General features: G+C 29.2%; 27 protein-coding genes. 19 read left to right on the forward strand and 8 right to left on the reverse strand.

Features of this window, described 5'->3' with window-relative positions; genetic code table 11:
- Positions 1–55: 55 nt before the first annotated feature.
- The 6 genes from Q0881_RS09180 to ssb form a co-directional block, all read right to left on the reverse strand.
- Positions 56–1,498, reverse strand: coding sequence for a type IV secretion system DNA-binding domain-containing protein (locus tag Q0881_RS09180; RefSeq protein WP_299159262.1), 1,443 nt, complete (start codon positions 1,496–1,498; stop codon positions 56–58).
- Positions 1,495–2,529, reverse strand: a complete 1,035-nt coding sequence (gene mobB, locus Q0881_RS09185) for a MobB family relaxase (RefSeq protein ID WP_299159265.1) — start codon at positions 2,527–2,529, stop codon at positions 1,495–1,497. The genes Q0881_RS09180 and mobB overlap by 4 nt, the downstream gene beginning before the upstream one ends.
- Positions 2,495–3,070, reverse strand: a complete 576-nt coding sequence (locus tag Q0881_RS09190) for a BfmA/BtgA family mobilization protein (protein WP_299159268.1) — start codon at positions 3,068–3,070, stop codon at positions 2,495–2,497. Before Q0881_RS09190 ends, mobB begins: the two co-directional genes overlap by 35 nt.
- Positions 3,071–3,496: 426 nt before the next feature.
- Complete coding sequence (locus Q0881_RS09195; RefSeq protein WP_299159271.1) at positions 3,497–3,694, reverse strand: hypothetical protein; 198 nt, start codon at positions 3,692–3,694, stop codon at positions 3,497–3,499.
- Positions 3,695–3,710: 16 nt separating this feature from the next.
- Entirely contained in the window at positions 3,711–4,160 is a 450-nt protein-coding gene (locus tag Q0881_RS09200; protein WP_299159274.1) for a JAB domain-containing protein, read from the reverse strand.
- A gap of 69 nt (positions 4,161–4,229) precedes the next feature.
- On the reverse strand, positions 4,230–4,568 hold the full coding sequence (gene ssb / locus Q0881_RS09205) for a single-stranded DNA-binding protein (protein ID WP_299159277.1): 339 nt from the start codon (positions 4,566–4,568) through the stop codon (positions 4,230–4,232).
- Between the two features lie 591 nt (positions 4,569–5,159).
- Between ssb and Q0881_RS09210 the strand changes: the two genes are divergently transcribed.
- The 15 genes from Q0881_RS09210 (at position 5,160) to Q0881_RS09280 (ending at position 15,952) form a co-directional block, all read left to right on the forward strand.
- A complete protein-coding gene (locus Q0881_RS09210) occupies positions 5,160–5,984 on the forward strand; it encodes a class I SAM-dependent methyltransferase (RefSeq protein ID WP_299159280.1) in 825 nt (274 codons plus the stop codon).
- Between the two features lie 385 nt (positions 5,985–6,369).
- Positions 6,370–7,140 (forward strand): AraC family transcriptional regulator, encoded by a 771-nt coding sequence (locus tag Q0881_RS09215; RefSeq protein WP_299159283.1) that lies wholly within the window; start codon positions 6,370–6,372, stop codon positions 7,138–7,140.
- A 19-nt stretch (positions 7,141–7,159) separates the two neighbouring features.
- Positions 7,160–8,458, forward strand: coding sequence for a ferric reductase-like transmembrane domain-containing protein (locus Q0881_RS09220; protein ID WP_299159286.1), 1,299 nt, complete (start codon positions 7,160–7,162; stop codon positions 8,456–8,458).
- A gap of 11 nt (positions 8,459–8,469) precedes the next feature.
- Positions 8,470–9,210, forward strand: coding sequence for a hypothetical protein (locus tag Q0881_RS09225; protein WP_299159289.1), 741 nt, complete (start codon positions 8,470–8,472; stop codon positions 9,208–9,210).
- 20 nt (positions 9,211–9,230) lie between these two features.
- Positions 9,231–9,983: a hypothetical protein gene (locus Q0881_RS09230; protein WP_299159292.1), complete on the forward strand. Its 753-nt coding sequence runs from the start codon at positions 9,231–9,233 to the stop codon at positions 9,981–9,983.
- Positions 9,984–10,079: 96 nt separating this feature from the next.
- Positions 10,080–10,604 carry a hypothetical protein gene (locus Q0881_RS09235; protein WP_299159295.1) on the forward strand — a complete coding sequence of 175 codons (525 nt, stop codon included), beginning with the start codon at positions 10,080–10,082 and terminating at the stop codon, positions 10,602–10,604.
- Positions 10,605–10,836: 232 nt separating this feature from the next.
- Positions 10,837–11,469 (forward strand): Crp/Fnr family transcriptional regulator, encoded by a 633-nt coding sequence (locus Q0881_RS09240; RefSeq protein ID WP_299159298.1) that lies wholly within the window; start codon positions 10,837–10,839, stop codon positions 11,467–11,469.
- A 100-nt stretch (positions 11,470–11,569) separates the two neighbouring features.
- Entirely contained in the window at positions 11,570–12,196 is a 627-nt protein-coding gene (locus Q0881_RS09245; protein WP_299159301.1) for a hypothetical protein, read from the forward strand.
- 97 nt (positions 12,197–12,293) lie between these two features.
- The gene (locus Q0881_RS09250) at positions 12,294–12,734 is read left to right on the forward strand and encodes a DoxX family protein (protein WP_299159304.1); all 441 of its coding nucleotides are present in this window, start codon (positions 12,294–12,296) and stop codon (positions 12,732–12,734) included.
- Between the two features lie 21 nt (positions 12,735–12,755).
- A complete protein-coding gene (locus tag Q0881_RS09255) occupies positions 12,756–13,169 on the forward strand; it encodes a nuclear transport factor 2 family protein (RefSeq protein ID WP_299159306.1) in 414 nt (137 codons plus the stop codon).
- A gap of 275 nt (positions 13,170–13,444) precedes the next feature.
- Positions 13,445–13,903, forward strand: coding sequence for an Mpo1-like protein (locus Q0881_RS09260; RefSeq protein WP_299159309.1), 459 nt, complete (start codon positions 13,445–13,447; stop codon positions 13,901–13,903).
- 120 nt (positions 13,904–14,023) lie between these two features.
- A complete protein-coding gene (locus Q0881_RS09265) occupies positions 14,024–14,632 on the forward strand; it encodes a DUF4230 domain-containing protein (RefSeq protein ID WP_299159312.1) in 609 nt (202 codons plus the stop codon).
- Entirely contained in the window at positions 14,629–15,030 is a 402-nt protein-coding gene (locus tag Q0881_RS09270; protein WP_299159315.1) for a GNAT family N-acetyltransferase, read from the forward strand. Before Q0881_RS09265 ends, Q0881_RS09270 begins: the two co-directional genes overlap by 4 nt.
- 3 nt (positions 15,031–15,033) lie before the next feature.
- Positions 15,034–15,399 (forward strand): MmcQ/YjbR family DNA-binding protein, encoded by a 366-nt coding sequence (locus Q0881_RS09275; RefSeq protein WP_299159318.1) that lies wholly within the window; start codon positions 15,034–15,036, stop codon positions 15,397–15,399.
- A 4-nt stretch (positions 15,400–15,403) separates the two neighbouring features.
- The gene (locus Q0881_RS09280) at positions 15,404–15,952 is read left to right on the forward strand and encodes a 5-formyltetrahydrofolate cyclo-ligase (RefSeq protein ID WP_299159321.1); all 549 of its coding nucleotides are present in this window, start codon (positions 15,404–15,406) and stop codon (positions 15,950–15,952) included.
- A gap of 54 nt (positions 15,953–16,006) precedes the next feature.
- Here Q0881_RS09280 and rho read toward each other — a convergent pair whose 3' ends face one another.
- A complete protein-coding gene (gene rho / locus Q0881_RS09285; RefSeq protein ID WP_299159324.1) occupies positions 16,007–17,707 on the reverse strand; it encodes a transcription termination factor Rho in 1,701 nt (566 codons plus the stop codon).
- Positions 17,708–17,906: 199 nt separating this feature from the next.
- Between rho and Q0881_RS09290 the strand changes: the two genes are divergently transcribed.
- The 4 genes from Q0881_RS09290 (at position 17,907) to Q0881_RS09305 (ending at position 21,981) form a co-directional block, all read left to right on the forward strand.
- Positions 17,907–18,344 (forward strand): DUF4293 domain-containing protein, encoded by a 438-nt coding sequence (locus Q0881_RS09290; protein ID WP_299159326.1) that lies wholly within the window; start codon positions 17,907–17,909, stop codon positions 18,342–18,344.
- A gap of 227 nt (positions 18,345–18,571) precedes the next feature.
- Positions 18,572–19,222: a response regulator transcription factor gene (locus Q0881_RS09295; RefSeq protein WP_299159329.1), complete on the forward strand. Its 651-nt coding sequence runs from the start codon at positions 18,572–18,574 to the stop codon at positions 19,220–19,222.
- Positions 19,223–19,508: 286 nt separating this feature from the next.
- On the forward strand, positions 19,509–20,177 hold the full coding sequence (locus Q0881_RS09300) for a hypothetical protein (RefSeq protein WP_299159332.1): 669 nt from the start codon (positions 19,509–19,511) through the stop codon (positions 20,175–20,177).
- A 10-nt stretch (positions 20,178–20,187) separates the two neighbouring features.
- On the forward strand, positions 20,188–21,981 hold the full coding sequence (locus Q0881_RS09305) for a tetratricopeptide repeat protein (RefSeq protein ID WP_299159335.1): 1,794 nt from the start codon (positions 20,188–20,190) through the stop codon (positions 21,979–21,981).
- Here Q0881_RS09305 and Q0881_RS09310 read toward each other — a convergent pair.
- Complete coding sequence (locus Q0881_RS09310; RefSeq protein ID WP_299159338.1) at positions 21,964–22,461, reverse strand: metallophosphoesterase family protein; 498 nt, start codon at positions 22,459–22,461, stop codon at positions 21,964–21,966. The two genes, Q0881_RS09305 and Q0881_RS09310, sit on opposite strands and share 18 nt — an antisense overlap.

The following is a 22,461-nucleotide window of genomic DNA, read 5'->3' on the forward strand; positions in this document are numbered from 1 at the left end:
CTTTTATTTGTTTCTGAAAACTAATAGTATTAGGAGACTTATACAAACGGAGATATTATTTATTATCGATATAACTAATTTCTCTATAGATTGTCTTAAAATTCAACTGAGTTAGTTTATTTGAATATTGGATTTTTGGTTTATGAAGTTCCCTCAGAATAACTTGTAATTTTAATTGAATTCTTTTGTCCCTCCCATCTGCAAAAGCAATAAACTCACCTTGTGTTAATTTGAAAAAGATTTCTGCTCTGCGTTTTGGAATTTCTTTTTCGCCTTTTGTAATTCTCGCATCCCAAGAAAGTCCAGTTCCTTTACTAACACTTCTAGTTGAATTCTTAATAATTTCAAAGAACCGTTCGTAATACTTGGCTGTATCGGGATCATTTACTTTGCCGAAAAACTGATACGATAAATTACTTAATATGGCTTTACTTGCTTTATCACCATATAGCATATCGTTCTGAATTTTGTCCTGCATTACATAAATAGTGGCAATATCATAACTTCTCAATGTTGCTGGAATACGATGCATATTGAGTAACTTAATAGTTGGTGCTTCTTCCATCAAGACGAATGATGATTCTCGGTTACGTACGCTCATCTGTTTAATCACCGTATGTATTATAGTTGCTATAATAGGTGAGTAAACAGATTCATATCGAGGGTTGTTTACAATTGAAATGACAGCTTTATTATTTGGACTATTGATGTCCAAAGGCACTTCATCAGCTGACAGAACCATAAATATTTTTTGAGAGCTTATCTTTTTAAAGGCATTGGCCAAGGTGCTTTTTACACCTGCGGTTTGTTTTTCAGATTCTATACCGTTAATAAAAGCACTTGCCATAGCTCTGGATGTAAAGTCTGATTTTAGAAAAGCAACTAATTTTTTAGTAGTCATCGTTTGATACAATGCTATTAAATGTGGTAATGTACATTTCTCTGGATAGGATGTCTTTAATTTCCAAATCAAACCGCTTAACAAACCCTCAACGGCATCAGCAAAAAACTTTGAACTACCAGCGGCTTCTGATAAGTTTTGTTCTAGTAGATTTTCAATTAAGACTTTGGAAACTTCATTCACACTTTCTTCGTTAGGTAAATATCTTGGTGCAATAGGATTCACTTTTTGATGAATCTTATCGAATGAAATAGTATAGAAATTAACATCGTTGTCCTTAAAAAGAGGATAGGCGATTTCGGTCAATTCAAAATCTTTATAGTCGTGAATAATTCCGCAGAAGTTGTATTTGGCAAAGTGCTGTAATAAATTATAAACAACGCTTTCCGTTTTTCCACTACCTGCAGAACCGATTATGGAAACGCCGCGTTTAATATTGTCAATCTTAAGTCTTCCTAATTTCAATTTAAAGTGAACCTGGTACTTTTTAATCTCCTTTGATTTTTCATCTGAAAATAAATACACAGAGATTATCATTCCTAGCACCAAGACAGGAATTACAACATATAAAATGATATGAGCCATCGTCCAACTCATACACCAATAGAACTTGATTGAATACCTCTATCAATGGTTTGTTTTAATTTCTTGAAAAGTTTATAGGCTAATTGTGCTTTATTGGTTGGAATATTCATCAATGGAATTTTTACTCCAGATTTACCCAACAACTTAAACGCCACAACTTTTTGATTGGTTGGCAATCCCATAATACTAGCAAAATATCTTTTAGGGTTTTTAATAAATGCTTTTCGTGCTTTATAGGTTTCTACATAATTACGCTTATACTTGAATTGCTTGTCAAAAACTTCTTCGGCTTTCTTAAAAAAATTGTTTCGATTAAAGCCTCGCTTTACAGCTTTACCGTGCATTTTAGTATTGGAAGCTGTGTATTTACTTCCTGGTGACAAACTGTATTTGTTACTCATATCTTTTCGGCTTACAATAATATGAATGTGAGTTTGAAAACCTTCCTTTTGCATGCCTCTTACAATACGTTTTCCTTTGATTTTATGCAGTGCTTTTTGTTCAAGTTTGGCGATTTTCTTTTGCAGCGCTTTCTTATTTCCTTGCAAGTTTCCTTCTTCAATTTTTCGGATATCTTTTTTCAGTTCAAGAATTTTAGTTGCATACGATTGATTTTCGATAATAGCCTTATCCGTTCCTTTATAGGTACGTTTGTGTTCAATTTTAGCATAGTATTTTATATCATCTACATTTACAGGGCGTCCGTTTATTTCTCGGTTAAAGTTCTTCGCATATTCTTTCATCAGTTCTTTGGTATAGGCTTTTAAATCTTCAGAACTGTTTTGTAAATGCTTTAGTTCTCTTGAGCTTGGATTTACCGTAATGGAATAGAATTTTGGCTCATCTCTTTTAAGCTTTGCTTTGTTGCCATCAATCTCACGAATAACTTCTTCAGCATAAATTTCTTCACTATATTGGTTAAAGAAATGCTCTTGTTCTTCAATGGTTTTACCCTCATTTTCCTTTTCGAGATAATTCACAAAGTCAACCGAACTTTGGGCAAAATTCTCACCTGTTTGTTGTGCTGTTATAGTTACGTACATTATTTAATTTTTGTTTTAAGTTTCCGTATTCTTCTCTTGTTATTTCTAACTTGAAGTAGTTACTTCCTAAACTTCCTTTTACATATTTTATCTTGTCCATTAATTCCTCAAAATGGTTGTGCGTTGTATTGAATTGCTCCTGAATTTTGAAATAATTTTCTCGATAATAGATGAGTTCTTCATTTTCTGAAATGAGTTCGGGTGTACCAAAATCGAATTCCTTTTCTTCTACATCTGTAGAAGCTTGTTCAAATAATTGTTGCAACATTGCTGTAGTGGGTTTGATTTGACTCTTTTCGATGTCACGAATGATAGCAATAACTGCATTAAATCGCTTTTGTATTTGATGCTTTAAACTGGAAAACGTTTCGCCCAAACGCTCGTTTGGCGATACCTCATTGATTTCAAAAAAATCCATCATTGAAAGTAATGTCATCGATTGCGATTTGGAAAATTTCTTGCAAAACTTTCTAAACTTCATTGCTACAGATGCCTTTAGTTTAAATGTTTCAAATTTCTCTTTTTCGTATCCTTCATCCATTTTTTAGTAAAAAAATTCATTGGTTTTACTGGGTTCACGGCATTTTTTACTAAAAAACCAAAAACACTTCTTTTTAAAAAAAACCTCAATCACCTGTTTTTAAAGAGATTGCGCTAACAAATCAAATAAGTAACACCGTTCTGCGTGTTACCCTCTTGCTTCTCCATTTCGTCATGCTTTAGCATGACAAAATTCCAAACAACCTGATTAAAAAATCAGTTGCTCTTTCCCTAAATAACAGGTTTTATAAATGTATTTATTTGAGTTGTAAAACTGAAACGCAGAATAGTATTAAAAGGTTTGTTTTGGTAGTAAATACTATGATTTCACAAAAAGTTGGTAAAGAGAACGTCAGATTTGAAGTTGTTACCATGTAAAAGACCCTTGAAAAAAATTCAAAGGTCTTTATGGTTATACTTTGTGAAATTAGATATTAAACACATATTGATAGTTGTATAAATTCCGTGTCGCTTCTTCGTCTAATAAAACATCATAATCTAAATAATGTTCTTTGGCGTAGGCTTTAAGTTCGCCTCCAAACTTACTTTCTATATCTTCTTTAGAGACTGAAAGTAAATCGTTCTGTGTTTCTGCATCGAGATTGCTATAATTTAGATATACCATAATTCAAAATTTCAAATTATAATATTCCGTTATCTGCAAAACTGTAATACTCGCCATTAGGTGTAATTATCAAATGGTCTAATACTTTGACATCAAAAAATGCAGATGCTTTTTTAATTTTCCTAGTTAGACTTTTATCTGCCTCACTTGGAATTAATTTACCACTCGGATGATTATGTACTAGAATGACACCTACCGAAAGTGATTTTAACACCACCGCAAATAGGATGCGTAAATCAACCAATGTGCCTGTAATTCCTCCACTAGAAACCTCATAAATTCCTTTTACTTTATTGGAATTATTTAAAAGCAATACTTTAAAGGTTTCGTGTAATTCTATCGTTTTTTTATTCCAGTTTTCAAAAAGTAATTTACCTGCATCTAATGAACTAGATATTGCTATGGATGCACAAGCATTTGCTTTCTCTTTGTAGCTGACTTTTATTTCGTTAACTTTGTTCTTCATTGTTTTTCTATTTAAGATGGATAATGAAAAAGAGGGCAATCTCTTCAAAAATCTTACCCTCTTTCTTTTTTACTTATTACTTCCCATTAAAAGGATTTCATTTATCACTACTTCGGTTACATAGCGTTTAGTTCCCTCTTTATCATCGTAAGAATGTGTGCTTAATTTTCCTTCAATAGCAATTTCTTTGCCTTTGGTTACATACTTTTCAATGATGTCGGCAGTTTTACCCCAAGCGATAGCCGTATGCCAATTAGTGTCTGTTTGCTTTTCGCCTTTAGAGTTTTTGTAGTTCTCATTGGTGGCTAATGACAAGCGTGCTACTTTTTTACCGCTTTCAAGTGTTGTAATTGTTGGTTCTTGTCCAACGTTTCCGATTAACAGCACTTTGTTTTTTAATGTACTCATGGTTTAAAAATTTTAGATTAATATTTCCCTTTTTGGTTTAAACTGAATTAAATTTTAAGGGGTGTTTGTATGATTTCTTTCGTGCTTTGCACAATAGATGAAGTGGGTTTTGTCAAGGCTTTTAGGGAACAAATCAGGAGTGTTTTCGACGTAGTAAAATCTTTAGATTTTCAAGGAAGTAGAAACCTTATTTTTTTCTAAAACTTGTATAGTCTTGATAAGTTCCATAATGGGATTAGCAATTCTTTTAAACGCATTTATGAAAGGAGCATACAGGGAGTTAAGCGAGTGTAATGGATGTGTTTAAATTAGAAGTGTTTATGCTATGCCTGTTTTTCGATGCCCCGAAAAACAACAAAAGGCTTCATCTATTATAAACCCCTTAAAATGCCGAGTCAAAATTTGAATTTTTAAGAATTATCGAGCAAAGGCTAAAGAAGAATTTGCCGATACTACCGTTAAGAAAATTTAGATTTTGACTTTCTGATTAAAGAGTAGTTTTCACAGAAAAATAATATTCATGTAATCTTATTACCTTTATACGCATATATGATTGCAGACAGTAATTGAAATTCACTAAATTCAAGTAGAATGGAAAATTTGAACCAAAATATAGAAAGCCATTACCTTAAAGAAAAGCTTTATGAAGATATTATTAATCGTCTTAAAGAACAAAACATTCCTCTTGACAATGTAAAAAGATCTGATATTGCAGGCACAGATGAGTTTCATGTACGTGGAGCAGCTGTTTCAAGGGAACTTGCCAGTAGCATTAACTTAAATGGACTCAATGTGCTAGATGTAGGGTGTGGTTTAGGAGGACCTTGTAGAATGCTAGCTGATGAATATAATTGTTATACTACAGGAATAGATTTAAGTAATGAATTTATAAGAACGGCCAATAAACTATCAGAACTTGTAAAGTTAAATGACAAAACTACTTTTGTACAAGGAAATGCTACAGAACTCCCTTTTGATAATAATACCTTTGATGTGGTTTGGACACAACACGTTCAAATGAATATACCAGATAAGAAAAAGTTTTATTCAGAAATAAATAGAGTATTAAAAACTGGTGGCCATTTCCTTTATTATGACATTTTAAAAAAAGGTAAAGGAGAAATCAATTATCCAACTCCTTGGGCTAGTACGGCAAGTCTTAGTTTTTTATTTAAAGCTGAAGAAATGGATACTATTTTAAAAGAATTAGGATTAACAAAAGAACAATCCATTAATCAAAGTCAAGCAGGAATTGATTTTTTTGATGCGCTTGTAGACAGATTGAAAGAATTTGGTCCTCCTAAAATGGGATTGAATGTCTTAATGGGGGAAACAACAAAACCAAAACTAATGAATTTACTGTCTCATTTGAAAACTGGTGATCTTGAACTCCAAAGTGGTGTATATAAAAAGTAGTTACGTATATTTTATTAAATAGCTTTTGCAGAAACTACTTTAAATCTATATATTTTATAATCAATTACTTACATTTGTTATATTGAAAGCTGAAATGGCTGTTGTAGGTGTCTTAATAGGTGTCCTACTCGAAAAATAGTAAAATAAAATACTGATATACAGAGCGGTACGAATCACATTCAAATTCTGCCACCCCGACTAAATGTAATATCAATTACAACTAAAACCTTGTTAATCTTATGATTATCAAGGTTTTCTAGTTTTTAGACTTTTCACATTATATAAAGAAACATAATTTTTAGCTTAAAGTATTCAATTTTCATAAACGATCATTTTATACAATTTATATTTTTTAGTTTACTTTAGATTTATCAAAATTTATATAGTGAAAGAATCTAACAACAATCATCAATACTCTGAGCTATATCCTTCAGAAGGATTAGAAGATTTTATATCACTCTATTTTAAAGCAAAAAACCTTTCTAATAAGCCTGAGGAAATGACTATTTGCCCAGATGGATACTTCAAACTTATAATTCAAGTAAAAGAAAACAAAATAATATCTTATTTCCTAACTGGTATTTGGACTAAAGAAATAAATATTGTTGTACCTGCTAAAGTAACTACTTATGGTGTAAAATTTAAAATAATAGCTTCTGAAGCTATCCTAAAAAGAGAAATAAAATCTATACTAAACTCAGTAGAACAATTAAACTTTAGCAAGTTTGACATCAATAATTTAAACATCAATTCTTTTGAAAGCATTACTAAACAGTTAGAAGATAGGTTTTACAAAGAACTAAATTCTGAAAATGAAATTCAAGGAAATAGATTGAGGTTAAGTCAATTTTTATATCGTAATTACAAAAATGTACAAGCTAACGAAGTTGCTAATCAGATATATTGGACACATAGACAAATAAACAGATACTTAAATAAATATGTAGGAGTAACATTAAAAAAGTATTTAAATATCCAAAAATGTTATCGCTCTTATTTGCATATAAGAGAAGGAAATTTTTTTCCTGAAAAAGGTTTTTTTGATCAAGCTCATTTTATAAGAGAAGTTAAAAAACACACCGGACATACACCTACTTTATTATTCAAAGGCAAAAACGACCAATTTATACAATTGAAGAATATAGAGAAGCTATAAGTTTGACAAAAACTTAAATATGCGAATCTTAAAACAAGAAATTTACTTCCCTATTATTGTAGGAATACACCTTATTTTCTGGTGTATAGATCTTTATTTTTTTAGCGGAAACTTTACAGAGGTTGATTCAGATACTATGTTTTTTGGCAGGCTTCAAAATGCTTCGGGGCTAAATTCACATAGAATTATAGGAGAAATTTTCTCTTCATGGGTAGTAACAGTTTTTGCTTTTAATTTTTTAATGGCGACTAGAGCCAAATGGGTAGAAAACCTATTTGGAGGTCTTGATAAAATGTATTTAATACATAAACGCTCTGGTGTTATTGCTGTTATATTATTACTAGCCCATTTTATAGTAGTTCCAAGAGCAATAGATTTTAATCCAGGAAAACCTTTAGGGTTTTATGCATTAATATTAATTCTTATAGGTGTAATAGTTTCTGCTGTACCTGTCTTCAAAAAGAAAATACCATATCATAAATGGATTAATTTCCACAAACTTATGGGAGTTTTCTATACATTAGGTGTTATTCATGGCTTTATGGTAGATAGCTTAATAAAACAACTACCAATTACAAGAATTTATGTTTTTAGCATGGCTATGATAGGTATACTAGCTTGGGTTTATAAAGCTTTCTTGTTTGATTTATTCAATAAAAAACTGAATTACGCTGTTAAACAAGTTAAAAATCTTGGTAATAATATTACAGAATTAGAATTAGTAGCTCAAAATAAGTCTTTGAATTTTAAAGCAGGTCAATTTGCCTTTTTTACTTTTCCATCAATCAACAAAAGGGAACAGCATCCTTTTACAATTAGTAGCCATCCGCATCAAAAAAATCTAAAAATAACAATTAAAGGTTTAGGTGATTATACAGATAATTTTGCTAACAAGGTAAATATTAACGATGATGTTTTTGTTGAAGGGCCTTATGGTAAATTTTCTTCAGGATATTCAAAAGAAAAAGAACAAGTTTGGATAGCTGGTGGAATAGGTATCACTCCTTTTCTAGCTCTTATAAATGATTATTACACAAATAAAGTAGTATTATACTGGTGTGTAAATAACGAAAGTGAAGCTGTATACAAAACACCATTAGAAACAATTGCTAAATCTAATCCTCTTTTCGAATTTATTTTATGGAATTCTGAAAAGAGAGGTCACATTACTGTAGATGATTTAAGCATAAGAGATCCTGAAAAGAGAGCTTATCTTATTTGTGGACCAAAGGCTTTAAAAGAAAATATTACGAAACAACTAAAACAAGAAGGTGTTAAACAAAGTAGTATTTATGATGAAGAATTTACATTTAGATAAATAATTATAAAATGGACAACAACGATAATAGTAACGCTGTAATCAAAGCAGTTGTATCGATTAGATATTTAGCTTTAGGCTTATCAAATAATTGGTCAAACATGAAGTCTATTGGCTTATTACTTGAAAATGAATTAAATGCAGTTTCTTCTTTGGTTAAACAATTTTCAAAAAGCGAAACACAAGAAGAATGGGTGATTGAAAAAAGCAATTACAAAAATAATTTAAATGAACTAAAACTAATTTTATCCAATACAATAACCAAGATAAAAAGTAAAAATTCTGAAAACTTATCAAGTGACTGGAATTCTTATCAAAAATTTTCTAAAACAATAACCCAATCATTATCTGAAATGCATTCTATTGGTAGGAATGTTATTCCAGAAAATAAAACTGATGAGTGGAATCAATGTTGGGAGAAAATAAATAACTCTCATTCTGAAATAAAAAATGAAGCAGAAGCGTGCTATTTACAATTAAAACTAATTGAAGAGTATAGTCCTGAAGAAGTTAATAATCTTACTGATACTATTTTAAAACATATTCCTGCAAAGTATTCTATTGAGGAAGCTGAGAAATATAACAAAGAATACTTAGAAGCTTATGAAGCTATTAAAAAAGAAGCGTCACAAAAGAAAAACATTTGGGATAAATTTTTAGATATTCTTGCTGGAGGCATAGAACAAACTCCCGCACAAAGAGTAATGATGCAACGTTGGGTAAACGGAGAGAAAGGTGAAAACTCATTATAAACAATATAAACAATATAAACATGAAAAAAATAATAGTTTTAGCAGTAACAATAATTAGTGTTATTAGTTGCACAAACAGTAAGAAAAAAGAAAAAGTTACAGAAAAGAAAAAAGCTACTGAAATTAAAGAAACAAAAAGATTTAAAGCTTCACAAAATTATGCTGTCGTTTTTAAATGGACTACAAAAGATGAGAAACTTGTTGAAGATAATGCAATGCAACAATCTGATCAACTTTTAAAAATGTGGAAAGAAAATAAAATAGAAAACGTTTATTACGATAGTAGCGCAAAAGTAGATAAGTTTTCTTATTTCCCTAACATAACTTTTTTTCTTAAAGCAGAAAACAAAGAAGCTGCAGAAGTTATTTTAAACGATTTAGTTGTCGTAAAAAATGCAATTGCTACTTATAGTATATATCCTGTAGGCAACCTGTGGTTAAAGCGTAATAGAGAAGAAATAAACAAAAGAAGACTTACTAAATCATATGTTTCAGTATGGACAACTAAATCTAAGCCAAGTGATGAAATTACAAAGTCACAAAGTGATACAGTAATTGACTTATGGAAAAAAGGAATAATTGAAAATGCTTATTTTGATATTGAAGGTACACAAGTTGCTAATAATAAGACTGATTTTGTGTTTTTTGTAAATACTAATACCAAAAAAGAAGCAAAATCTATACTAAACAAATTACCGTTTGTGAAAAATGGTATTGCTACATATAAATTACATCAAGTAGGGGTTTTCTGGATGGGAATACATAATAAATAGCATTACATACAATCACACCATAATACAACTAAACATTTACTTCTTTTTATCACGCTATCAATAAAAAGAAATCTAAACTATTAAAAAGTATATAAAATGAACAAAACAAATTTATTATTATTAAGTGGAATCAGTATGTTTTTAGGTGGATTGTCTATTCTGTTTTCTCAGAATATTGGTATCTCGATATCTAAAATTGCAACACCAATATTATTTATAATCAGTGGTGTTTTGGCAATACAATTTGCTAATGCAAACAAAATACATTCTTTAGCAAAAAACTATCATTTATTACAAGGCTTAGGTATGATTTCCTTTGCAATAGCTATTATTTTTCTACCAACATCTTTAGAATCATTTTTAACAATTATCACCTTTTTTACAATGGTGTATGGTATCTTAGAGTTAATTTTTTCTTTTTCAGTGTTAAATACAAATCATAAACTAAAAATGAACATGTTAGTTGTTCGAATTATATCTGGTGCATTTAACTTAATTGGAGGCTTTATTTTATTTATGACGCTTTTAAATAATATTGAAACTGGCTTAACAATTGCTGGAATACTAATTATACTAGGAGGAATATCTTTTTCCGTTTTTTCTTTAAAAATAAAGAAATAAATATCTAAAAAACTCTTCTCAACTACCTGTGAAGAGTTTTTTTTTAAAAATAGCAATCTCTTATTAACTTCTTCTTTCATTATCTCAAATGAATAGAAAACTAAATATTTTTTTACAATAAAAGTGTATTGAAACGTCTCTAAGGCATTTCAAACAATCAAGAATAACAAAGAGAGTTATAATCGTATTAATCGTCAAAAGATGAAAATGAGTGTTTCAAAATTCTTTAGCTTTGTCATTTGCTAAAAACAAAGAACTTATTCTTTCTAAAAACATGATTCAAGACAATCCTTACCTACCATTAATTGACAATATAAAAGAATTAGTTTCAATTACCGATAATGAAGCTACTCTGATTATGGAAGCGTTCGAACCTAAATATCTTTCTAAAAAAGAAACTCTTCTATTTAAAGGTGATGTATCCAATCATATGCGATTTATAACTAAAGGCTGTCTTAGGTCTTATTATATAAATAAAGAAGGCCAAGAGTATATTGTCCAATTTGGAGTTAAAAACTGGTGGGTAAATGATTTATATAGCTATTTAACCCAAACTCCTGCTCAACATTTTGTTCAAGCACTAAAACCAACAACAGTACTTCAAATTTATAGAGATAAATTAGAAGAATTATTTGGTAAAGTCCCTGCAATGGAGCGATTTTTTAGAATAAAGATGCAAAATGCATATGTAGCAAATCAAAATCGCACACTTAAATCAATGAGCGAAACAGCAGAATCTCGATATATAGATTTTATAAAAAGATATAGAGATATAGAACAATCTGTACCTCAATATATGGTAGCTTCTTATTTAGGTGTAACACCTGAACATTTAAGTACTATTAGAAAAAAACTACATAAATAATATTCTCAAAATATCTTAATTACAAACCTGTTCTTAAGTTATCTTAATTTTTTTGATTGTATAGAGTTTCATCTTTGTTGTCTACTAAAAATCAATAAAGATGAGAATCAAAATAACATGTATATTGTTGTTCCTTTTAAGTCAAACTCTATACTGTCAAAACGTTTCAATACCTATAGAGGTGTTTAGCTCAGTAGATAATTTTTATTATCAACATTCATTTTACAAAACAATTGGAAATAGTAAATTCTCTTTTTTTAATTTGAGTTCTATTAAAAAAAGTTATGATGAAGAATCAAAAAACAACTCCTATTTATTTAGAAATCAATTATTCTACAAAATACACAAACATTGGAACTTAGGTCTAACGGGAGAATTAACAAATAAAGAGGCCAAAATTAGACTAGGTATTCAATATTTACTTAAAAACAAAAAACTTATTGTAAGTATTTATTCTAATATAACCGTTTCAGACATTGCTTCTTTTGTTAATATGCTATACTTAGAATATAAGCCAAAAATAAGCGATAAAGTAAAATTTTACAGTCGTTTCCAAATTCAAACTACAACATATTTCGGTAAAAACATTAAGTATAGTAACCTCTACCGAATTGGCATCGAGTTTAAATCAATAAAGATGGGGATAGGAATGCCATGGTTTAATCCTTTTTCTACAAAAAATACAGGAACTAAACACGTAGGTTTATTTATTGGTGCAACATTGTAATATGGTAATTTACTCTTTTAACAATTTACTTAAGATACCTTAATTTTTATCAATCTAATACACGTCATCTTTGCGTTATAATTAGATAACATAATAAATGAAAGACTTAATTTTTAAAACAAATACCGATTTAAACCCTTTAATTATTAGAACATTATTAGGAGTTGTAGTTTTCGTTCATGGCGCACAAAAATTATTCGGATGGTTTGGCGGAAGTGGTTTTGAAAATACTATGAACTACTTCACCGAATCCTTAAACCTACCATGGTTAATCGCCTTTTCAACCATTATCTTAGAATCCATTGGTGCTCTAGCTCTAATTGCAGGATTAGCTACACGTTTTTTAGCTATAGCATTTACAGGAATAGGGTTTGGCATAGTATTTACTACACATTTAGAACATGGTTTTTTTATGAATTGGTTCGGAAATCAAGCAGGAGAAGGCTATGAATACTTCATACTATGGTTAGGAATGTCAATTGCTTTAATTTTTTCAGGTGGAGGAAAATATGCTTTAGACAGATTAATTGTAAAGTAACATCATAAAAACAAAATACAAATGAAAAACACAAAACAGAGTATTACTGTAGTCCAAGAATATTTCGAAGCCTTCCAACAAGGTAATATGGAAAAAGTACTAAATATTTTTCATGAAGATTGTTTGATTATAAGTGTACGTAAAGAGGATCGTAGAAAAGATCAACTGCATGGCACTTATAAAACCAAAGAAAATGCAAAACAATTTTTACAGAATATTGTTAATCAATTTGATACCATAGAATTTATTGTAGAGGAAATAATAGCTGATAAACAAGTCGTTTTTGCAAACGGAAAATTTAAACATCAGATAAAAACAACAAGTAAAATGTTTATTAGCGATTGGGTACAGCGTTGCATTATAGAAGATAGTAAAATTAAAGAGTATCAGTTTTATGAAGATTCTGCTGCCTTTGTAGAAGCCTCTCAATTATAAAAAGCACTCCAAATCATATTTAATACTAAAACACTTCTTATCCTTTGTTAAACAATTAGTTTCTTAAAAGATAAATTACAAAATAAAACAACTATAACGTTTCTGTTTTTAAGGTTTAAATGCGGAATAATTAATTAGGTGATTTATGTTTGTTTTAAAATTCATGTTGTATTTAATTATGCACATGAGTTTTTTTATACATAAATTAAGTACATTTTTTTATGTAAATTCGTTTTTATGAAACACCAAATTGTTTCTATAAAACTTAACACACTATGAAAACGCTACAACAATGGTTTGATGAATATGCAGTAAGCCATCAAAATGAAACAAATATTTCAATTCATTATATCTGTGTTCCTGCCATTTTTTTTAGTATTGTTGGAATATTTATGAGTATTCCTTCCCAATTTCTAAGTAATTTATTACAACTAAACAATCCGTTTATTGAAAATTGGGCTACTGTAGCGCTTTTATTGGTTTTATTATTCTACTTACGATTGTCTTTTTCTATGTTTCTAAAAATGTTAATTTTTTCTATACTATGTATTGTAGGTAATTTCTACTTAGGAAAACATGTGCCATTATTATACACATCTATAGCTATATTCGTAATAGCCTGGATAGGTCAATTTTATGGACACAAAGTTGAAGGAGCAAAACCTTCATTTATAAAAGATTTACAGTTTTTATTAATCGGTCCAGCTTGGGTAATAAAAAAAATGTTTAGCTAATTTACGCTCTACAAAACCTATAATTTAAAAGCACACACAAACTTACCCCTACAAAAAGTAACTTAATAATTAGCTTCTACCTCTATAAAACATTAAGAGATTTTATGTAAATTCGTCTTTATGGAATTACTTTTTTTAGGTTTAGCTGGCGGAGCAATTATCTCTTATTTTATTTTTCAAAAATTTTCTTCAGTAAGCAAGAAAAGTTTAACTGAAAAACAATCTGTTGTATTATTAGATAAAATAAAAAAAGTATCTAAATTAATTACAGTCGAAGGAGAATTTGCAGAAATTTACCACCATGAAAACACCAAAGAAAAATTTCTAGGTTTATTTACAAGTAAAAAAAAGGCTATAATTCTAATCAATGCAAAAGTTCATATTGGTTTCGATTTTAGAAAAATCATTGTACAAACCGATACTAAAAAAAAGTCTTTAATTTTATCTGAATTCCCTAAGCCTGAAGTTTTTTCAATAGAACCAAACCTTCGTTTTTATGATATTCAAAATGGCTTGTTAAATAAATTTAGTTCAGAAGATTTAACAGAAGTAAATAAAGAAGCAAAAGAACATATTCTACAAAAAATACCCGAAAGTAATTTAATGCAAACCGCTAATAAAGAAGCTTTGGAAGCTATATCTCTTATGGAAAACTTAGTAGAAACCATAGGATGGAAATTAGATTATACAGCATTAGAATTACCAAATACAAAATCATTAAATGAATGATAACTATTTCTACAGATAAAACTAAACTTCAAATTAATGTCATTCATTCTTTCTTAACTAATTCATATTGGGCAAAAGGGAGAACTGTAAGTGAAGTAAAAAAAACAATTGAAAATTGTTTATGTTTTGGAGTTTATATAAATGATAATCAAATAGGTTTTGGAAGAGTTGCAACAGATTATACAGTTTTTGCTTATTTAATGGATATATTTATCTTGCCTGAACACAGAGGTAATGGATATTCAAAAAAACTTATAGAAACTATTACACAAGTAAAGGAATTACAACAATGTAAAACCTGGATGTTAAAAACAAAAGACGCACAAGGTTTATACAAACAATATGGTTTTACAGAACTAAAACACCCAGAAAGAGTACTTGAACGAATTTTAAAATAACAAATGGATATAGAACAACTTAGAAATTACTGTATAACAAAAAAAGGAGTTACAGAACATTTTCCTTTCGATGAAGTTACTTTAGTTTTTAAAGTAATGAATAAAATGTTTGCTTTAGTAGGATTAGATAGTTGGGAAAAAGGTGAAACAAAAATAAATTTAAAATGCGATCCAGAATGGTCATTAGAATTAAGAGGAGAATATGATAGTATAAATCCTGGTTGGCACATGAATAAAAAACATTGGAATACCATTATTTTAAACAATGATGTTTCTGATAAATTTGCTTTTGAATTAATTGACCACTCATATGATTTAATAGTAAAAGGATTAACAAAAAAACTACGCGAAGAGCTTCAGAATTTATAATATTATGAAAAAAAAGGAACTTCGAAAAGTTTATAAACTCAAAAGAAAAAATTTATCTGATACTGAAATAGCGAACCTTGAGCAAAACATTTATGCTCAAGTTTCAAAAATTGACTTTTCCAACTATAAAAATATTCACATTTTTCTTCCAATAGAAAAGTTAAATGAAATAAATACCTACCCTATTATTGGTTTTCTTAGAAAGCAAAAAAAGACAATAATTATTAGTAAAAGTGATTTTAAAACAAACACTTTACAACATTTTATTTTTGATAAATCAACAACTTTAGAAATAAACACTTATGGTATTCCTGAACCAATGAACGCTCAACAAATTGATGTAAAGAAAATAGATATGGTTTTTGTCCCTCTTTTAATTTCTGACCAACAAAACTATAGAGTTGGTTACGGTAAAGGATTTTATGATAGATTTTTATCTGAATGTAAAAAAGAAGTCGTTAGTATTGGACTTAACTTTTTTCAACCAATAGATAACATTTCAGATTGTAATCAGTATGATATTCCACTTAACCACATAATTGTTCCTAAATAAAAAAAGTCCTGCATAAATGCAGGACTTTTTTTTATCTAATATTTCTATAAGGTATTAACCATTCATAGAAATTAAAAACTCATCGTTATTTTTAGAAAACTTAATTCTATCGTTAATAAACGTCATAGCTTCCACTGGATTCATATCTGCTAAGTATTTACGTAATACCCACATACGTTGCACAGTTTTATCATCTAATAATAAATCATCACGACGTGTACTAGATTTAATTAAATCAATAGCTGGATAAATTCTACGATTAGAAATATTACGATCTAATTGTAATTCCATATTACCAGTACCTTTAAATTCTTCAAAGATTACCTCATCCATTTTAGAACCTGTTTCGGTAAGAGCTGTAGCAATAATAGTTAACGAACCTCCATTCTCAATATTACGAGCCGCACCAAAGAAACGTTTTGGCTTGTGTAGTGCATTTGCATCTATACCTCCCGATAATATTTTACCAGAAGCTGGTGCAACTGTATTATAAGCTCTTGCCAAACGAGTAATTGAATCTAATAAGATAACTACATCATGACCACATTCTACCAAACGTTTTGCTTTTTCTAAAACAATATTTGCAACACGTACATGCTTGTCAGCTGGCTCATCAAAAGTAGAAGCAACTACCTCTCCACGAACGTTACGTTTCATGTCGGTAACCTCCTCCGGTCTTTCATCAATTAATAAAACAATTTGATATACTTCTGGATGATTCGCTGCGATAGCATTTGCAACATCTTTCAATAACATTGTTTTACCAGTTTTTGGTTGTGCTACAATCATACCACGTTGTCCTTTTCCTATTGGAGAAAACAAATCAATAATTCTTGTAGACAATGAGCTACCTTTCTCTGCCAAATTGAATTTTTCCTCAGAAAACAAAGGTGTTAAATGTTCAAACGATACACGATCGCGAACTATATTCGGGCTTAACCCATTTATTTTTGACACTCTAATTAAAGGAAAATATTTTTCTCCTTCTTTAGGTGGACGCACATTTCCAAGTACAGTATCTCCAGTTTTTAATCCAAATAATTTTATTTGTGATTGAGACACATAAATATCATCTGGAGATGATAAATAATTATAATCAGAAGAACGTAAAAAACCATACCCATCAGGCATCATTTCTAATACACCTTCACTTTCAATAATTCCATCAAACTCAAAATCAGGATCTCTATATTTATTGCCACTTTTATGGTGTGGTTTATTAGAGTTTTGATTTTTATTATGCGGTTTATTGCCTCTATTATTTCGTTGTTGCTGTCTATTATTAGCGTGTTGAGATTTTTTATCGTCTCCTGTTTGTTTAACTTCAGAAGATTGCTTGTTTTGGACAGCTACTTGCTTTTTCTCCTCAACTTGCTTCTTTCCTTCAACCTGCTTTTTAGTTTCAACTGGTCGTTTTTTAGCAACAACCTCTTTTTTAGTTTCAGTTTTCTTTTCAACAGCTTTTACAGGAACTTCAACTTTTTTAGTTTCAGTCTTAGTTTCTGTTTTTTCTACAACTTTTTTCTCAGGCTGTTTTTTCTCAACAGTCTCATTTTCAGTTTTAGCTATTCTTTTTCTCTTAGTCTTTTCAACTTTTGGCTTTGCTTCATTAGCGCTGGCCTCTGCTTGTGCGTCTAAAATCTTATAAACTAAATCTAATTTTTTTAACTGACTCACTTTAGTTAAGCCAATAGTTTTAGCTATTGCTTGTAAATCTGTTAATTTTTTAGTTTTTAATTCCGAAATTTCGAACATTAGTAAAAGTAATTAAGTTATATAATTCTTTGTGAAAAAGAATTGAATTTTATTAAGTTTTAATGATTGCTATTATTATATAGGGGCTATATAATAGTTAATTGCGCGGTTACTTATACGACAAATATATACAAATATTTTAACTTGTAATATTTCTTTTTAAAAAAAGAAATATTACATTTGCTACCCAATAAAAAACATGATACAAAGAATACAATCTATATATCTATTAATAGCCGGAATTATTTCTGGTGGTTTGACTTTTATTTTTAGTCTTTGGACAAATTTAAAAACAAGTACTCCTATATATATTATGGATTTATTCTCTGGAGCTTCTATATTAGAAAAAATGACTCCTGTATTATTTTTCACTTCAGCTTTATTATCAGTTGTAACTTTATTTTTATTTAAAAATCGTCAGTTACAATTTGTCTTAGGGCGCTTAAACATATTGATAAACCTTTTTTTATTAGGAATATTGATATATCTGTCACAAACATTATCTGGAGAAGCTTTAGTTTCTGAGAAAGGTATTGGGATGTTTTTTCCTGTCATTGTTATTTTGCTGTTAGTTTTAGCAAATAAAGCCATTAAGAAGGATGAAGATCTTGTAAAATCTGTAGATAGATTACGATAAACCTAACATCTTAGTATATTTAGTGCGAAAAAACCGAGATTCTTAATCTCGGTTTTCTATTTTTGTTACACACTCACTCATTGACTTTTAGAAACTTAAATGTTAAAGAAATGTTAAAGGATTTAGGGTTAACCCTAACTGACTAGGGAAAACCCTTAGGCAACGTTTAGGGGTATTGAGTATTGTACACAACACTTATATACTATAGATTTGTAAATGTAACAACGATGGATTACAAGATAAAAGTTCACATAGCTGATGACCACAAGATCTTAATAGATGGAGTTATCGCTTTATTAAATACCGAAGACGATATAGAAATTGAAGGTTATTCCTTAACAGGAAAACAGGTTGTCAATTGGTCTACTAGAAACAAAGCTGATGTTTTAGTTTTAGATATTAACATGCCAGAAATGGATGGTATTGAAGTTTTAAAAACGTTTAAACAACGTAACACAAAAATTAAAACGATAATACTTTCAAGTCTAAGCGACCCCAAATTAGTACAAGAAATGGTACTACTAGGTGCTAACGGATTTGTAGACAAAAGCTGTGCAAGTGACCACATTATAGACGCAATTAAAGCTGTACATAATGGCATTCAATATTTTAGTGATGATATTAAAAGTAAATTACTTGAATTATATATGTCTGAATCTAAAGCAGAAGAACAGGAACTCACTCATAACGATTTAACAGAGAGAGAAATGGAAGTTTTGAAACAAATAGCTTTAGAAAAAAGTTCAAGTGAAATAGCAGATCACTTAAAAGTAAGTATCAAAACGGTTGAAACATATCGTAGGAATTTATATAAAAAATTAAAAGTTAAAAATGTAGTAGGTTTGGCGATGTACGCTGTAAAAAACAACATAGTATAGGTATAGAAAACCCTTCAATTATTTTTCTTTAATCCCCCAAATAAAAGAAAATGTCCCCCGCAATCTATACAGTACACACTTTATAGTGTGCGTCGCTAATAACTATCTACTCAATATAAAAATATTAAAATAGCGGTGTACGTGTTTGAAATAACACAATTAGAAAAACCCTTCATTTTGTTTTCTTTATACCCCCTAAAATAGAGCGTCCCCCGACACTATCTATATTTAGTACACCGCTTTTTTCTTTTCACCATAATAGCATAACAATTTAAAACATTACATCATGAACAAAATCACTCCTTTAATCCTAGCATTGAGTCTAATTTTCGCATCTTGTTCTTCTAATGAAAATGAAGGTCTTATTAATACTCAAGAAAATTTATTAAAATCATATACTCTTAAAAGAGATGCAAACGGTGCATATTCTATTGATTTTAAAACTACTAACAATACAGACGTTACTACAGTAAAAAATGTAGATGCTTCCAATGAAATTATATTATCAGAAGCAAATCATAATACAGAAAACAATCACAGGAATGACTTTGCTATTAAAAACGACCAGTTAAAAATTGGTTTTTTAGAAGCTAACAAAGGAAAAAGAACTAAAATATTTATTGAAGATGAAAACATTACCTTTGCTAAAGGTGGTATTACCGAGTTTTTAAATTCTTATAGTATTACGAAGAAAACAGATGGTACTTTTCATTTAGATTTTAAAGTTAATGATAATGTAACTACTGAATTTGTTTATAATGAGGATATAGAGACTTATGAAATACACCTATCTAATGGATTATCTAAACAAAAAGAATTTTCAAGACAACTAAATATTTCTTCAAATAATCTTCTTAAGTTAGACTTTGTTAATCATAAATATTCTAATAAATATGATACAGAAATGGCAGTAGCAGAAAGAAGACCTAGACAAGTAATTGAAGAAGTATATTAATCTAATATTAATGCATAAACTAAAAGCTTTATATCTATTTACTTTATTAAGTTTTGGTACAACTAAAATTATTGCTACTCAAAACTTTACAAAAAATGATAGTATTAATATATCTAGATACAACCTCATTAAAACTTTATTTGATAATAAAGAGTATTCTCAATCTCTAGAAAAGGCATTGTTTTTTCTAGATTACTGTAAGAATAATGAAATGTATGATATACAAATTTTGGTACATGACTTAATTGGGGATATTTTCAGAGAAAATGGAAACTACAAAAAAGCCTTAGTTTATTATAAAGAATCTATTAAATTACACGAAAAAAGCAAAAATCCTATAGACAATAGAAGAAAGGTTATTTTTTCTCCCAAAATAGATTCAAGCTATATTAACATACTTTTTAAAACTGGTTCTTCATTCCACAATTTGAACAATAATGATAGTGCAGAATATTATTATAATAAAATAATACATTTTAAAACTATTAACAATAATCAACTTCTAGTTAAAGCTAAAGCATTTAATAATCTTTCTAACTTATACTATTTCACGCAAAAACAAGATTTCCCTAAAGCTGAAAAATATGCTCTAAAAGCGATAGAAATAAAAAAGAAAATAGGAGACAAAGCATCCGAAGCAGCTTCTATTGCAAGCCTTGCTAATGTTTACCTAGAACAAAAACTGTATGAAAAAGCGAGGCAATATTACCTTAAAGCAATATATTTAATTGAAAACTATGAAGATATAAAATCTTTAAAATTTAAAGAAGTCTTTTACGAAAATATCTCTTGGGCAATGTATAATCAAAAAAAATATCAGGCCTATAATTACCTTGACAAATCCTTCAATATTCGTGATAGCCTTAGAGAAGCAGAAGTTAAAGATATACTATTGAAAATTGAAAATCAGCACAAAGAGAACTTAGAACAACAAAAAGCTCTTTTAATTAAAAATAAAACAGAATTGGAAAAGGCCCAACAAGCTAAAACCTCATTACTCTTTGGCACTTTAAGTTTACTTATAATAATAATATCTGGGGTAGTAATTTACAATTACAAATTACGCCAAAGAAATCTGCAATTAAAGCTTTCTGAAAGTAATTTATTACAACAACAAAGTATAGAAAAATTAAAATCGGATGCGCAAACAAAGATATTAAACGCTACAATTGACGGTAAGGAAACGGAACGAAAACAGATAGCCGAAACATTACACGATAATGTTAGCGCTTTATTATCATCAGCTAATATGCATTTAAGTGCTACAAAAAAGCAATTCAATGGTGATGCACCTCAAGAAATTGAAAAAACGCGTGAAATTATTTTAGAAGCTTCTCAAAAAGTTAGAGACCTTTCACATAATTTAATTTCCTCTATTCTATTAAAATTCGGTTTAGAATATGCTCTAAAAGATGTTGTTAAAAAATACTCAAACAGTCAATTACAATTTGAAGTTGCAGCGAATAATATAAATCGATACAATCAAGAATTTGAAATTAAAATATTTAATGTTATTCAAGAACTAATAAATAACATTATAAAACATAGTAAGGCAAGCAATGCACAAATAATATTAAAAGGAAAGAATAATCAACTAACTATTCTTGTTAAAGATGATGGGGTAGGTTTTACTACCTCATCTTCTTCTATTAATGATGGTATTGGACTTAATCAAATAGAGGCTCGTATCAAAGTAATGGACGGAAAACTTACTATTGACTCTGAATTAAATAAAGGTACCGAAGTTTTTATAATGGTACCTACACAACAACAAAAGCAACATGGTTTATCCTCTGTGAGCTAACTCTATAACTTCCATATTAGTAATAGTTCCTTTACTTAATTCAAACCGAAGCATTGTTCTCACTTTATGAAAACCATGTTTACCAGCTGCACCTGGATTCAAGTGTAACAAGTTTAACTTTTCATCAAACTGAACTTTTAAGATATGAGAGTGTCCACAAATAAATAATTTAGGAGTCTCTTTTTTTAAATCTTCTTTTACTCTCATATTATATTTATTAGGATACCCTCCTATATGAGTAATCCATACAGATACCCCTTCTACAATAAATTTATTATCTAATGGAAATTCAGCTCTAGCATCTTTATCATCAATATTTCCATAAACAGCTCGTAATGGTTTGTATTTCTTTAAAGTATCAGTAACGTTTAAATCACCAATATCTCCAGCATGCCAAACTTCATCTGCTTGCTTTACAAATTTTAATATTTGAGCATCTATAAAACTATGAGTATCGGAAAGTAACAGGATTTTTTTCAT

It is taken from the genome of uncultured Tenacibaculum sp., assembly GCF_947494125.1.
Classification (GTDB): Bacteria; Bacteroidota; Bacteroidia; order Flavobacteriales; family Flavobacteriaceae; genus Polaribacter.

Excerpts from the sequence above, each read along its gene's own strand:
- Q0881_RS09180 (WP_299159262.1), bottom strand. The coding sequence starts at position 1,498 with ATGAGTTGGACGATGGCTCATATCATTTTATATGTTGTAATTCCTGTC.
- mobB (WP_299159265.1), bottom strand. The coding sequence starts at position 2,529 with ATGTACGTAACTATAACAGCACAACAAACAGGTGAGAATTTTGCCCAA.
- Q0881_RS09190 (WP_299159268.1), bottom strand. The coding sequence starts at position 3,070 with ATGGATGAAGGATACGAAAAAGAGAAATTTGAAACATTTAAACTAAAG.
- Q0881_RS09195 (WP_299159271.1), bottom strand. The coding sequence starts at position 3,694 with ATGGTATATCTAAATTATAGCAATCTCGATGCAGAAACACAGAACGAT.
- Q0881_RS09200 (WP_299159274.1), bottom strand. The coding sequence starts at position 4,160 with ATGAAGAACAAAGTTAACGAAATAAAAGTCAGCTACAAAGAGAAAGCA.
- ssb (WP_299159277.1), bottom strand. The coding sequence starts at position 4,568 with ATGAGTACATTAAAAAACAAAGTGCTGTTAATCGGAAACGTTGGACAA.
- Q0881_RS09210 (WP_299159280.1), top strand. The coding sequence starts at position 5,160 with ATGGAAAATTTGAACCAAAATATAGAAAGCCATTACCTTAAAGAAAAG.
- Q0881_RS09220 (WP_299159286.1), top strand. The coding sequence starts at position 7,160 with ATGCGAATCTTAAAACAAGAAATTTACTTCCCTATTATTGTAGGAATA.
- Q0881_RS09225 (WP_299159289.1), top strand. The coding sequence starts at position 8,470 with ATGGACAACAACGATAATAGTAACGCTGTAATCAAAGCAGTTGTATCG.
- Q0881_RS09230 (WP_299159292.1), top strand. The coding sequence starts at position 9,231 with ATGAAAAAAATAATAGTTTTAGCAGTAACAATAATTAGTGTTATTAGT.
- Q0881_RS09235 (WP_299159295.1), top strand. The coding sequence starts at position 10,080 with ATGAACAAAACAAATTTATTATTATTAAGTGGAATCAGTATGTTTTTA.
- Q0881_RS09245 (WP_299159301.1), top strand. The coding sequence starts at position 11,570 with ATGAGAATCAAAATAACATGTATATTGTTGTTCCTTTTAAGTCAAACT.
- Q0881_RS09250 (WP_299159304.1), top strand. The coding sequence starts at position 12,294 with ATGAAAGACTTAATTTTTAAAACAAATACCGATTTAAACCCTTTAATT.
- Q0881_RS09255 (WP_299159306.1), top strand. The coding sequence starts at position 12,756 with ATGAAAAACACAAAACAGAGTATTACTGTAGTCCAAGAATATTTCGAA.
- Q0881_RS09260 (WP_299159309.1), top strand. The coding sequence starts at position 13,445 with ATGAAAACGCTACAACAATGGTTTGATGAATATGCAGTAAGCCATCAA.
- Q0881_RS09265 (WP_299159312.1), top strand. The coding sequence starts at position 14,024 with ATGGAATTACTTTTTTTAGGTTTAGCTGGCGGAGCAATTATCTCTTAT.
- Q0881_RS09270 (WP_299159315.1), top strand. The coding sequence starts at position 14,629 with ATGATAACTATTTCTACAGATAAAACTAAACTTCAAATTAATGTCATT.
- Q0881_RS09275 (WP_299159318.1), top strand. The coding sequence starts at position 15,034 with ATGGATATAGAACAACTTAGAAATTACTGTATAACAAAAAAAGGAGTT.
- Q0881_RS09280 (WP_299159321.1), top strand. The coding sequence starts at position 15,404 with ATGAAAAAAAAGGAACTTCGAAAAGTTTATAAACTCAAAAGAAAAAAT.
- rho (WP_299159324.1), bottom strand. The coding sequence starts at position 17,707 with ATGTTCGAAATTTCGGAATTAAAAACTAAAAAATTAACAGATTTACAA.
- Q0881_RS09290 (WP_299159326.1), top strand. The coding sequence starts at position 17,907 with ATGATACAAAGAATACAATCTATATATCTATTAATAGCCGGAATTATT.
- Q0881_RS09295 (WP_299159329.1), top strand. The coding sequence starts at position 18,572 with ATGGATTACAAGATAAAAGTTCACATAGCTGATGACCACAAGATCTTA.
- Q0881_RS09300 (WP_299159332.1), top strand. The coding sequence starts at position 19,509 with ATGAACAAAATCACTCCTTTAATCCTAGCATTGAGTCTAATTTTCGCA.
- Q0881_RS09305 (WP_299159335.1), top strand. The coding sequence starts at position 20,188 with ATGCATAAACTAAAAGCTTTATATCTATTTACTTTATTAAGTTTTGGT.
- Q0881_RS09310 (WP_299159338.1), bottom strand. The coding sequence starts at position 22,461 with ATGAAAAAAATCCTGTTACTTTCCGATACTCATAGTTTTATAGATGCT.